We start from the raw sequence: 10418 nt of genomic DNA, 5'->3' as shown, positions 1-10418 counted from the left end.
CCCGTCCGCAGTCCGCTATGGAAAGGAAGCAGCAATGCTCACTCTGACCCAGACCGCAGCCGAAGCAGTGAAGACGATCATCGAGCGTGTTCCGCAGGCGGAGGACGGCGGTGTCCGCATCCGCGACACCGGCGCTCAGACCGGATTCGAACTCAGCGTCGCGCAGGCGCCCGAGCCGGAAGACACCGTCGTGGTGACCGACGGCGCCCGGGTGTTCCTCGACACCGCCGCGAATCAGGCACTCGACGACCGCATCCTCGATGCGGAGCTCGCCGCCGACGGTTCGGTGAAGTTCGCCCTCGCGGCAACCGGCTGACCCAGGCTTCCAGAACGGCTCCGGTGCTTCGGCGCTGGGGCCGTTCTGCCTGTGTCCCCCCGACGGTCGCCGAGCCCGTCAGGCCCCGGTCCCCGAGCAAGTCGCGGGGCGGTCACCACAGCAGCGAGACCAGCCCGCCGAACAGTTCCTCGGGGTCGTTCACGAGACCGCGGCGCGTGAACCAGGCCGACACGTTCACCACGTCGCGGTGCAGGAACTCCAGGCCCTGCGGGTTCGCCGCGATGTCGACCACCTGTGGAAGATCGATCACGACGATCCGGCCGTGGTGGTCGAGCAGGTTGTACGGCGACAGGTCGCCGTGCGCGAAGCCCCCACGCGCGAACGCCTCGAGGATCCGCACCACCTGGCCGAAGGCATCCTTCAGCTCGTCACCGTGCAGACGCGACTGCGCCAGCCGCGGCGCCGCCGTGCGACCGTCGCCGACGAACTCCATCAGCACCTCGCTCTCGCTCACCTGCACCGGGTACGGGACGGGTACACCGGCCTCCCAGGCGCGCACCAGCGCGGCGAACTCGCTGCCCGCCCAGTGCGTCGCCGCGACGCGCCTGCCGTACGCGGTCTTGCGCTCGATCGCGCGGGCGTCGCGGGTGTTGCGCACCGTACGGCCTTCCTCGTACGTACCCGAGCGGTGGAAGTCGCTGTGGTGGGCGCTGCGATAGCGCTTGGCGGCGAGAAGCGCGCCGCCCTCGCCGGGGACCGCACGCTCGATGAGGAAGACGTCGGCCTCCTTGCCGGTCTTCACGACGCCGAGCTCGGTGTCGAACGCGCCGCTCGCGGTGACCACCCAGTCGGGGTGCGGCAGCGGGCCGCGCTGGGTGGGAGGCGATGCCGGCCACGTCGACCATCGCTGATCTGGGCCGGGCTCGGGAAGGTCGTCGTCGGGCTCGTCGAACCGCAGGGGGTCGGAGGGAGGGAAAGCGTCGGACAGCAGAAATGACATCGGTCGGAGACTCCAGGAACAGGAGGTCGCCGATGATCAACGGGTGCGGGCGACCTCACGGAAGGGGTGAGGGATTCGGGGCATCACAGAGACAGCCATCACTCGTCCTCCTTCCGGTTCCGGGGCGCGCACTGCGCGGCGCACCGATCGGCGATCACTCTAGCCGAGCTCGCATGGCGGCGGAAGGCTGCGCGCAGGTGTGCGTGGATACTGGTCGGGTGCGCTACCGGCTCATGAACGACTACTCGGCGGACTGGCCGTTCTGGCACGGTGGGCTGTGCGCCGACGGCGACCCGGCCCTTCCCGATGATCTCGCCGCGGATGCCCGCGCCTGGGCAGCGCAGTTCAACGACTTCTTCAGCTACGAGCACGGCTGGCCCGATCAGGCGATCGCCTCAGCCCATGAGGCCGAGGGGGTCCGTCTCTTCCACGAGGTGTCGCGGGCGCTGCCGGAGCACACCGTCGAGCTTCAGTACTGGGAACGTGCAGTTCACTCCGACGACTGACCGGGCATCGGGGCGGCCGGCGCGCCGGTTGCGCTCCCGAAACGCTGCGACGACGCGACCTGCTCGGCCACCCGGCGCAGGCCGAGCAGCAGCGGCTCGACGAGCACCGAACCCAGCACGACGTACCTGACCGCGGCCTCGGCCGATTCGGCCGGAACCTCCGAGAGCTCGGCCTGCGCGATCGCGGCTGCGGCGTCGAGGTACGCCGACATGACGGCATCCGGAACTGTGAAGCCGGCCAGGTCGAGTGTCTCGAGCGATCGCGCGATCTGCCCGAGCAGGGCGGGATCGCACATGCCCGGCGTCCAGCCCAGCCGGGTCGCCAGCACCTCGGCGGCCGCGAGGTCGATCGTCTCGTCGGCCGGCGGCGTCACGGCCGAGTGCGCGAGCCCCAGAAGTTCGTGCGGCGAGGCGGGCGGGTCGTCGAGGGCGGCGATGACGCGACGGATGTCGGCGATGCTGACGCCCGACGACACCAGCGCGCGGATCACGCCGAGCCGGCGCTCGTGGAGGTCGCCGTAGACGGCCTGGGTCGCAGACGTCCGCACGCCCTCAGGCAGGAGCCCTTCGCGCAGGTAGTACTTGATCGTCGCGATGGGAACGCCGGTCGACGCTGAAAGCTCTGAGATTCTCATTGGCCCCCTTGACATTCAGATAGTACAGCTATCTAAACTGGATAGCGTCACTATCGAATCGAGAGGATCACTCATGTCCCGCATCGTTCCCGGTCGGATGACCCACCGCCACGACGGAGAGCTGGTCGTGTTCCACATCGGGATGCAGATCAACTCCTGGTGGCGCCCCGACCTGTGGCTTCCGGTGTTCCTCGAGATGCCGAAGATGCTTCGCGAGCTTTCAACGGCGCCCGACTCCGGACTGCTCGGGTACGAGCTGCTGTTCGGGGCGGGAGGGCCTTGGGTGGTGCAGTACTGGTCGTCGGCCGAGAAGCTGTACGCGTACGCATCCGATCCGTCCGCCGAGCACCGTCCGGCGTGGAGCCGATTCAATCGCCTCGCACGCAAGGCACCCGGTGCCGTCGGCATCTGGCACGAGACCTACCTGGTCGAGCGCGCCGAGAGCATGTTCGTATCGACCCGGCCGATGGGGCTGGCCAAGGCGACCGAGCTCGTTCCGGTCGAGCGTCGCCACGATCGCGCGCGAGCGCGGTTCGCCGACGGGCGCACCGCGGGCGAGCCGGCCTCCGCGCCGGTCGGTTCGGATGCCGCCGCAGTCTCCGGTTGAACCGGTGACGCGCTCCCCCAGCCGGTCACGGGCGGCCGACCAGGCGACGCGCCGCCCGTGGGCGGAAGGGCGGCGAGCACTCGAGGCCGATCGTCGGCGCTGGGTCGACAGCCTCAGCGATACGTCACCGAAGTGCGTGGCGATCCAGCAGCCGAAGCACGGTCCGCAACGAACGGGAGGTCGCGGAGCCGCCGATCGCGTGCTCGACTGCCGGCGTGCCGTTGCTCTCGCGTTCTCTGTCGTTGAGGACGACGACCCAACCCGGTCCCGATGCGATCAGACGGCAGCGGCGCCGCTCCGCCTCACGCGTCGCGAGCTCTCCGTCGACATCGAGCGTGCCTCCGTCGTGCAGCGTGAGCTCGAGGCGCGACACCGCCGGTGATCCCGCCCACGCGTGAGCGATCGCGGAGAGTTCGGATGCCGGCATGACGAAGCAGTCACGGCGGTACCCCAGTGCGCCCAGCATCGCGACCACCTCAGCGACGATCGCGTCGGCATCCGTCGCTTCGAAGACGATCGTTCCGTTGCTCTGGAACGGCACCGCAGCGTCACTTCCCGCAGCGGCGAAGGACTCCACGACCATGGCGGTCGACGGATGCCCGAGCTGGCCCTGATTGACGTTTCGAAGGAATGCGACGTACAGCACGCTTGCACGATAGCCCGTCTGCGCGCGGGCAGCCGGGGCGGCCGCCTTCGCGCTCGGGTCTGCGCTGCTGGGACGGGCGTTGCCTGCGCGATACCCTCAGCGCGTGATCATCCGGCACGCGCACCCCGACGACCTGCCCGGCATCAACGCCGTGCACGAGGCATGCGGACGATCGCCGTGGGACTCGCGAGTGCTCGACGAAGACCCGGATCACTGCGTGGTGGTCGCCGTCGTGGACGACACGATCGTCGGCGCCGGCAAGACCCACCATCAGATGGATGCTGTCGCCCCGGCCCCCGCCGGCTATTACCTCGGCGGGGTCAGCGTGCATCCCGACCATCGTCGGCGAGGAATCGGACACGCCCTGACCCGGGCGCGGATCGACTGGATCTGGCAGCGGTCCGACACGGTGCTCTACTTCACGGACGACCACAACGTCGCGTCTCAGCGGATGCACGCCGGTTTCGGGTTCGAAGAGATCGCCCGCGCACCGGCGCTTCTCGACGCGCGTGCGGACGGCGAGTACCTGGTCTTGTTCCGCGCACAGCATCCGAAGGGATGATCGGTGTGCCGCCCGCGGCGTTGCGGCCGAGCGACATTACGAAGCCCCCGCGCGACAAGATCGGGCGGGGGCTCGCTTTGGTATCTCAGCGATCGCGGCTCATAGTCTGTGTCCTTCCCTCGCGATAGCGAATCTAGCCAGCGGCGAGGGCTTTGACAATGGGAGCTGGGAACCGATGTGCGGACCGGTTGCTATCCGATCCGCTCCGCGTCTTCCAGGGTCTTCGGCGTGAGGAGAGCACGCGCGCCGAGGACTTCGATGCCAAGCATCCGGCCGTCGCGGTCGAAATCCAGCACGATCGTGCCGTGTTCGCGTTCGAGGACGACATTCTCGATCGACTCGCCGGCTTCGATGTCCTTCACCATGGCGAAGTAGGCGGCGTCCGCCTCGGAGTCGAAGGTGATTCGCCGGCCGCTCATACGGCGAGGCTACCCAAATCGGATGCACTGCTCGGTGTCACTCCTCAGCGAAAGCCTGACGGACCGTCGGGCCGCGAACGCGGACTATCCGCGGAAGCCTCAGAACTGCTTCATGAACCGAAGTCCATCGAGCGCATCGTCGAGTGCCGTCGCTTCGTCATCGAATCGACGGAACGTCGTCTCGATGCGCCCGGCACGCTCGTCCGTCATGATCAGCATCCATACGTCGGCCTGCCACAGGCACAGCTGATTCGCGCTCATGCCTGTCGGCGGCCCGTGGTGCAGCCAGCGCCCGAGTCGCTCGTTCTGCACGGCGTGGTCGAATGACAGCCGATCCATCCGCCCATGGTCGCACGTGGAACCTCGTCCAACGGCCCGGAAGCCGGTGGCGCTGCCCACCTGCCGGCGTGGTGTGGCTATCCGGGGACGGATCCGAATGTTCCGCTGGTGTAGGTGGTGCCGTTCTCGCCGGTGGAGCCGAGGACGTACTCGAGCGCGTATCCGTCGACGTCGGCGTCGGCGAGCCGTGGCTCGCGGAGCCGCATGTCGAGTTCGTGCTGCTGCGAGGGCGAGAGGCGCGACACGTAGAACGTGGGAGTTTGTGGGCCACTCGTGGGGGCCTCGAGAAGGACCTCGGCATTGGGGTAGTCGCGCGCAACCGCGATGATCTCGACGATGGCGTCGTCGTTCGTGCGGGTCGGCACGTGGACGATTCGGAGACGTTCGTCGAGAGACTGCAGTGTGTACGTCCCGCCGTCTTGGAACAGCGGAGTGGCGGAGACGCGGCTGAACACGTCCTCGAATTGTTCGAGGCGCTCGACGGTGACGTAAGGCCACCCGTCGATGACGGCTATGCCGACGGCGCCGGGCACGCTTGCGGCCGCGAGTGTGCCGGCGACGGTCGTCTTGAAGGTCTCGGTGTCGCCCGGCTCCATCGAGATCTGCCACTCGTACGGAGGGGCGACTTCGGGGTCGAGGGTGCGTGGCTCGGAGGACTCGGCGCGCATCACGATGTCTCCCGCTCGTTGTGCGGCGACGACGTGGAGTTGCTCAGCCAGCCGGTTGATGTCGTCCGCGGGAGTCTGTTCCTGGATGACGACCACCGTCGATGTGCCGCCTGTTTCGCACGCGACGACGAACGTCTCGGCGCAGAGTTGGTCCAACGAGACCCGCGCGGTGCCCGCAGTCTGTGCGCATGCGGGCGACATCATCGCCGCCACGACGATGGCCGCGACGGCGGTGAGGCGCCGGGTCAGTGTCATTGTGCTATTCAATCGCGACCAGACCCTCAGATTCTCTCCACGCCCCGGGGCTCGGGCTGGTCGGTGCATAAGTGTCGGCGCCGAGGGAAGCGATGTGACAGCCGCGAACCCGTGCGCGTGACAGCGAACACGCGATCGTCGCGGTCAGACGGCCGACCACACCAGTTCGCATCCGCCGTGCCTTCAAGCGAGCATCCCGCACGTCACGGTCCGGCCGGGACCACCGGCATCCCAGGTGAGGGAGATGAAGACTGGTGCCCCTGGAGGGACTCGAACACGATTGAGCATAATGCTCAATCGAGCGGGAACCTGCAAAAACCGCGGAATCACGCGGATTAGCGGGATCTCGCGCGACATCACGCAACGGCCGAGAACATGTTGTGGGAACAGGTTTGCGGGCAAAATGCGGGCAAAGAACCGCGCAAAATCAAGGCTGCGAGACGCTCGCGGCGTAAGGCATCCCGGCGTCGGAATCCGCCCAGCGGCAAGAAACATCAAGAGAGCACATTGCTAAGAGCGGGACGTCATAGAATGTGATTACTGAACAATCTGCTCAAACAGCCCCTAAGGCCGTTGACCCCGATCGGGTCACCCCGCGGTAACACCGACTGGCTGCTCATCGTCCGATTGACGGTCCGCCGGGCTGAGCTGACCCGCGGTGTGGCGCCGCAGGGTCGAATGGCTGGCCCGGGTTGTACGGGTCGACCGCCGGCGCCCGCCGCGGCTCCTGGATCCGGACTTCCGGCGCCAGACCCGAGTCGCGCGCGCGACTCATGAGGCGCGTCGCGGTGCTTTGGCTGATCTGCAGGGTGTCGGCGACGAGCTTGAGCGGCGGATAGCTGATTGCCGTCGCGACGCGGTAGACGGAGATTGCAGCGTGGAGGGACTCCAAGGGCTCGCGCTCCTCGTGCGCCCGCACCCGGCTGAGAAACTCGCGCACTGGAATGCGGTCGCGTTCGTCGCCATCCTCCGAGCTGACGTTGACGGTGACGACATCGAGAGCTGACCTCGTCATGATCCAGTGCGTTCGCACCTCGCGGAGCACCTGGCTGGTGATGTCGACACCTTCCGCTTCGCGCTCGAGGGCAGCGAAGACCACCGCGGTGCGTCCGAGCGTGTCATCCCACTCCACGCGGACGGTGATCGTGCCGGGCACGTCCTGCTCGCCAGACACGCGCGCGCGCCAGGACTTCGGAAGCGTTACCCCACTGCCGAGATCGATGCGTTCGTCGCTGAAGTCATACGCTTCGACGTCTGTCATGAAGTCCACTATTCCAGGTCATCGAAGATTCGCGAAGAAGACTGTCGATCTTGGCTCACGCGTGTGGTACCTTGCGACGAAGGGAGACTGACAATGCTGGCTCACAGGAAGGAAGGGCGATGAACCGGTCACAGGATTGCCTGGCTCTGACGATGAAGGATGCCGCGAAGCTCGTTGGCGTCGACTACCGCACGATCAAGCTCGGCATCGAGAGCGGGACCATCCCCACGATCCAACTCGGCCCGCGTCGGATGATTCCCCGCGCTGGGCTACTTCGTGCGTTCGGCGTGGTCCCATGAACGCCTTCTTAGATCGTTAGCGCCGCGTCCCAAGCGATCGAATCGCGTTGAGAGTTTCTGCTGTCTGGTGCCCACGGCATACTCAACACCACCGGTGATCATCCCAAGCGTCGCCCCGCCGCAGATTGCCGGCCCGCCATCGACGCTTATCTTGGTGCCACGAGGGGTCCCCGCAATTGCGAGTGTTCGGGAATCACGCCTGACCGACCGCTACCCTGCGGAGGTGCCTCGTGTCCCGGCCGAGGCGCAAGAGCGAACGGGTCAGCACAGTGATCCATCCCCACGCGGCCTGTTGGTCTGGCGGAACCAGAAGGATGCTTACCGGTGACGATGGAGAGCGTGCCGATCGTCAGCCTGACGGTGTCACGCGCATAGGCTGACGGTCGTGAACGACGTCGCCGTTGCTCTGATCGCCGGCTTGGCTGCTCTGGCGGCAGCCGTAGTCGGCCTCGTGGGAGTACTAGCCGCGCGCAACGAACCGCGCGTGGCCAAGGAACTTGCTGCCCTGAACTCGATCATCGACAAGCTGCCGGCCGGTGAAGCTCGACATGCGCTTGAAAGCAGACGAACCCGGGTCGCGATCGCTTACGGATCTCAACGAGAGCCCTTGGGCGTATTCACAGTGGCCTACATGTACGTCTTGGGCGGCTACTTAATCGCGGTGGTCGCCTCGCTCGTGCTCGGAGGTGATGCCGGCGCGTGGCAGTCGCTCTTCCAGAGCGTCCTTGGCGGGCTCGTTTTCGGCGGCATCATCTTCGCGCTTATCGGCGTCGCGCTCTTCATAATCGGACTCGTGTTCAAGATCCGAGACTGGCTCACCCCGCATAACTCGCAGTCGTCTGTTGATGTGGCCCCGGACCCAACCGTTCCCGCCAATCAGGAGGCATGAGACGCCGCCGTCGGTCCTCGGCCACGCCCGACCCGCGTCGTTGGGTCTCGGGAACCCCTGGCGGTGTGTTGATGGCCGCTCCGCCGCTAGTCGCCGGCGAGGGTGTCGTAGCCTCCCCTCGACTGACCACCAAAGCCATGGCCTTCAAACAGGCGGGTGAGCCGATGCACTGGTCGAATGAGTGAGCTGGAGAATCAACCTATTGGAATGGGCAATCATGCGATAGCCTGACTGGATGAGTTCGAGCACACCGTTTCAGGACGCCCTCAAGAAGATTCATGACAGCGGCAGGGACTGGGTCAGCATGTCCGTCGGTGCGGACCAGGCACGCTCGTTCAGTTGGATCAAAAACATGACCGAGAACGGCGCATGGGGAACGGGCGGCGCAGGCCGCGTCGGGCCGCCGACTAGGGCCGAATTCGCGGGGTTTGCAAAGCTGCTCGGCGTCACGCCCGACCAGGTCGGAAGAATGGTCGTGATGGACTTTTATGGCGTCGAAACGCTCGGCGAGTACTCGCCACGAGTGCACCGACTCGCTCCGCTGCTCGATCAGCTGAGCGAGGATGATGCGGATCTGCTTGAGCGCACGGCCCGTCGTTTGACTCAATAGTCTGTCGCCGTCGCGGCGGCCTCCGGTCTGCGAGGGTGCTCCCGCATGCGGACCGTCGATTCGGGCCGATCGTGGCTCTGGCGGCAGCTTGGCCCGCAGCCTGTCGACCACTGGGGCAACAACTTGCGACTCACCGTTAGGACGCCAGAGGGAACATATGAGTACACACAACTTCGGAGCATTGCGCAGTGCCGTCATCGAAGCGTCCCTCGCGGCTCGCTGGGCACAGGCTGTCGAGGAATGGGAGGTGGTGAGTGTCGAGGAAGACCCGCGAGCTACCGGGATCTGCGTGTGTGGAAAGACTGGACTCGTCTACCTCTACACGATTCACAATCGGCAGACCCAGCAGACTCTCTTTCCGATTGGGAGTAGCTGCGTCAATCTGTTCGAGGTTGAAGAGCTTGATGCCACTGTCGCTGTACTGCGCCGACTCTTTGACCTGCGAGCGGCTTTTGCCAAGGGCGAGCGCGTCGAACTCACGAGCGAGTACTTCTCACGAGCTCTGCTGGCCGACCTGTGGCAGAATGGCGCGTTTCCTGCCAACGAGTACAACAGATCGAATGGAGACAACGACTACAAGTTCCTGCTTGACCTGTTCAATCAGCGCCACGACTTCACGGAGAACGAGAAACGCAAGGTCTGGGTGCTGCTCAATCGAACGGTTAGGAGCTTCGTCATGAGCGACGAGCGCCTCGCGTAGAACTCTTGTCCGATCGTCGTGCGTAAGCCGGACCGTCGAGCCGCGTCATTCAGCGGGCGGTGAACGGGAGTGGTAGGCCTTCGGTCATGGCACGCCGATTTGCCTGGTGGCGACCCACGGCGGCGCAACCACGGTTGACTGCCCTTGGGGGATCAGTTGTGTTGCCCCCAACTCGAACGCGAGATTGTCCAGCTCGTCTTCCAGGTAACAAAGGTCTCCGGGTCGAAGGTGGTCTCGAGCACCTCTACCTCGATGATCTGCCCGGCGAGCAGGGACAACGTGTGGCTGTACGGACCGTCGCTCTCGAAGTCCCAGAAGTGGTACCGGGGCGTCTTGTCGTGAGCGCGGGTACTAGGAGCGAAGTCCATCGGCGCGCTGCGTCGCGTTAGAACGGCTCCACCATCCTCCTTCGAGCGGAAGGTTACCGCTACCTCGCGCCGCGACTCAATCGCGCGGATGATCTCATCATGGTTGTGAAGCTCCATAGGTCCCCCAGTGGGCTGGTTCCGGTGTTCCCCGTGAGACGATAGCGACTCTCGGCGGCGTGCTATGGCGGGGCGCGCCGTCGGCAGAAGAACCATCGCCTCGACGGTGGAATCGCCGCTGACGGCGCGTTGGAGACAACGCTTTCGGCCTCAACTCAGGGGCGGCGTCCCACGGCGACGTTGATCCGCAATTCATGATTCGGCGCGACACGACAACGCAAGTGCGGGTACTCGGCTCCCAAGACGCTGGAGGCTTCGAC

General features: G+C 65.8%; 16 protein-coding genes. 8 read left to right on the top strand and 8 right to left on the bottom strand.

Annotated elements, in window-relative coordinates:
* The first annotated feature begins 34 nt into the window (after positions 1-34).
* On the top strand, positions 35-316 hold the full coding sequence (locus JOD63_RS03625; RefSeq protein ID WP_045274396.1) for a Fe-S cluster assembly protein HesB: 282 nt from the start codon (positions 35-37) through the stop codon (positions 314-316).
* Positions 317-428: 112 nt separating this feature from the next.
* Here the strand turns inward: JOD63_RS03625 and JOD63_RS03620 are convergent, their stop codons facing one another.
* On the bottom strand, positions 429-1277 hold the full coding sequence (locus tag JOD63_RS03620) for a serine protein kinase RIO (RefSeq protein WP_169748380.1): 849 nt from the start codon (positions 1275-1277) through the stop codon (positions 429-431).
* 173 nt (positions 1278-1450) lie between these two features.
* Between JOD63_RS03620 and JOD63_RS03615 the strand changes: the two genes are divergently transcribed.
* A complete protein-coding gene (locus tag JOD63_RS03615) occupies positions 1451-1783 on the top strand; it encodes a hypothetical protein (RefSeq protein ID WP_157003920.1) in 333 nt (110 codons plus the stop codon).
* Here JOD63_RS03615 and JOD63_RS03610 read toward each other — a convergent pair.
* Positions 1768-2418, bottom strand: a complete 651-nt coding sequence (locus JOD63_RS03610; protein WP_045274398.1) for a MerR family transcriptional regulator — start codon at positions 2416-2418, stop codon at positions 1768-1770. The genes JOD63_RS03615 and JOD63_RS03610 overlap by 16 nt on opposite strands.
* 73 nt (positions 2419-2491) lie before the next feature.
* Here JOD63_RS03610 and JOD63_RS03605 point away from each other — a divergent pair, with 73 nt between their 5' ends.
* Positions 2492-3025: a DUF4188 domain-containing protein gene (locus JOD63_RS03605; protein ID WP_045274399.1), complete on the top strand. Its 534-nt coding sequence runs from the start codon at positions 2492-2494 to the stop codon at positions 3023-3025.
* A 124-nt stretch (positions 3026-3149) separates the two neighbouring features.
* Here JOD63_RS03605 and JOD63_RS03600 read toward each other — a convergent pair whose 3' ends face one another.
* On the bottom strand, positions 3150-3671 hold the full coding sequence (locus JOD63_RS03600; protein WP_045274400.1) for a DUF1697 domain-containing protein: 522 nt from the start codon (positions 3669-3671) through the stop codon (positions 3150-3152).
* A 103-nt stretch (positions 3672-3774) separates the two neighbouring features.
* On the opposite strand from JOD63_RS03600, the gene JOD63_RS03595 reads away from it, so the two are divergent.
* Complete coding sequence (locus JOD63_RS03595; RefSeq protein ID WP_052682311.1) at positions 3775-4233, top strand: GNAT family N-acetyltransferase; 459 nt, start codon at positions 3775-3777, stop codon at positions 4231-4233.
* Positions 4234-4424: 191 nt separating this feature from the next.
* On the opposite strand, the gene JOD63_RS03590 is transcribed toward JOD63_RS03595, so the two are convergent.
* The 4 genes from JOD63_RS03590 to JOD63_RS03575 all read right to left on the bottom strand — a co-directional run bounded on the left by JOD63_RS03590 (position 4425) and on the right by JOD63_RS03575 (position 7175).
* Entirely contained in the window at positions 4425-4652 is a 228-nt protein-coding gene (locus JOD63_RS03590; RefSeq protein ID WP_045274401.1) for a DUF2283 domain-containing protein, read from the bottom strand.
* Positions 4653-4751: 99 nt separating this feature from the next.
* The gene (locus JOD63_RS03585; RefSeq protein ID WP_045274402.1) at positions 4752-4991 is read right to left on the bottom strand and encodes a hypothetical protein; all 240 of its coding nucleotides are present in this window, start codon (positions 4989-4991) and stop codon (positions 4752-4754) included.
* 77 nt (positions 4992-5068) lie between these two features.
* Complete coding sequence (locus JOD63_RS03580) at positions 5069-5914, bottom strand: hypothetical protein (RefSeq protein WP_045274403.1); 846 nt, start codon at positions 5912-5914, stop codon at positions 5069-5071.
* A 616-nt stretch (positions 5915-6530) separates the two neighbouring features.
* A complete protein-coding gene (locus JOD63_RS03575) occupies positions 6531-7175 on the bottom strand; it encodes a hypothetical protein (protein ID WP_245243870.1) in 645 nt (214 codons plus the stop codon).
* 119 nt (positions 7176-7294) lie between these two features.
* Between JOD63_RS03575 and JOD63_RS03570 the strand changes: the two genes are divergently transcribed.
* The 4 genes from JOD63_RS03570 (at position 7295) to JOD63_RS03555 (ending at position 9673) form a co-directional block, all read left to right on the top strand.
* Complete coding sequence (locus JOD63_RS03570) at positions 7295-7474, top strand: helix-turn-helix domain-containing protein (RefSeq protein WP_045274405.1); 180 nt, start codon at positions 7295-7297, stop codon at positions 7472-7474.
* Positions 7475-7859: 385 nt separating this feature from the next.
* Entirely contained in the window at positions 7860-8363 is a 504-nt protein-coding gene (locus JOD63_RS03565; protein ID WP_157003921.1) for a hypothetical protein, read from the top strand.
* Between the two features lie 235 nt (positions 8364-8598).
* Complete coding sequence (locus tag JOD63_RS03560; RefSeq protein WP_045274407.1) at positions 8599-8973, top strand: hypothetical protein; 375 nt, start codon at positions 8599-8601, stop codon at positions 8971-8973.
* 157 nt (positions 8974-9130) lie between these two features.
* The gene (locus JOD63_RS03555; protein WP_045274408.1) at positions 9131-9673 is read left to right on the top strand and encodes a hypothetical protein; all 543 of its coding nucleotides are present in this window, start codon (positions 9131-9133) and stop codon (positions 9671-9673) included.
* A 152-nt stretch (positions 9674-9825) separates the two neighbouring features.
* On the opposite strand, the gene JOD63_RS03550 is transcribed toward JOD63_RS03555, so the two are convergent.
* Complete coding sequence (locus tag JOD63_RS03550) at positions 9826-10158, bottom strand: hypothetical protein (RefSeq protein WP_045274409.1); 333 nt, start codon at positions 10156-10158, stop codon at positions 9826-9828.
* Positions 10159-10418 lie beyond the last annotated feature (260 nt).

It is taken from the genome of Microbacterium terrae (genome assembly GCF_017831975.1).
In the GTDB taxonomy this organism is placed as follows: Bacteria; Actinomycetota; Actinomycetes; order Actinomycetales; family Microbacteriaceae; genus Microbacterium; species Microbacterium terrae.
This window is presented reverse-complemented; position numbering and strand designations above follow the sequence as displayed.

Bases quoted from the DNA above. Each gene is read 5' to 3' on its own strand.
- JOD63_RS03625 (WP_045274396.1), top strand. From the start codon at position 35: ATGCTCACTCTGACCCAGACCGCAGCCGAAGCAGTGAAGACGATCATC.
- JOD63_RS03620 (WP_169748380.1), bottom strand. From the start codon at position 1,277: ATGTCATTTCTGCTGTCCGACGCTTTCCCTCCCTCCGACCCCCTGCGG.
- JOD63_RS03615 (WP_157003920.1), top strand. From the start codon at position 1,451: ATGGCGGCGGAAGGCTGCGCGCAGGTGTGCGTGGATACTGGTCGGGTG.
- JOD63_RS03610 (WP_045274398.1), bottom strand. From the start codon at position 2,418: ATGAGAATCTCAGAGCTTTCAGCGTCGACCGGCGTTCCCATCGCGACG.
- JOD63_RS03605 (WP_045274399.1), top strand. From the start codon at position 2,492: ATGTCCCGCATCGTTCCCGGTCGGATGACCCACCGCCACGACGGAGAG.
- JOD63_RS03590 (WP_045274401.1), bottom strand. From the start codon at position 4,652: ATGAGCGGCCGGCGAATCACCTTCGACTCCGAGGCGGACGCCGCCTAC.
- JOD63_RS03585 (WP_045274402.1), bottom strand. From the start codon at position 4,991: ATGGATCGGCTGTCATTCGACCACGCCGTGCAGAACGAGCGACTCGGG.
- JOD63_RS03580 (WP_045274403.1), bottom strand. From the start codon at position 5,914: ATGACACTGACCCGGCGCCTCACCGCCGTCGCGGCCATCGTCGTGGCG.
- JOD63_RS03575 (WP_245243870.1), bottom strand. From the start codon at position 7,175: ATGACAGACGTCGAAGCGTATGACTTCAGCGACGAACGCATCGATCTC.
- JOD63_RS03570 (WP_045274405.1), top strand. From the start codon at position 7,295: ATGAACCGGTCACAGGATTGCCTGGCTCTGACGATGAAGGATGCCGCG.
- JOD63_RS03560 (WP_045274407.1), top strand. From the start codon at position 8,599: ATGAGTTCGAGCACACCGTTTCAGGACGCCCTCAAGAAGATTCATGAC.
- JOD63_RS03555 (WP_045274408.1), top strand. From the start codon at position 9,131: ATGAGTACACACAACTTCGGAGCATTGCGCAGTGCCGTCATCGAAGCG.
- JOD63_RS03550 (WP_045274409.1), bottom strand. From the start codon at position 10,158: ATGGAGCTTCACAACCATGATGAGATCATCCGCGCGATTGAGTCGCGG.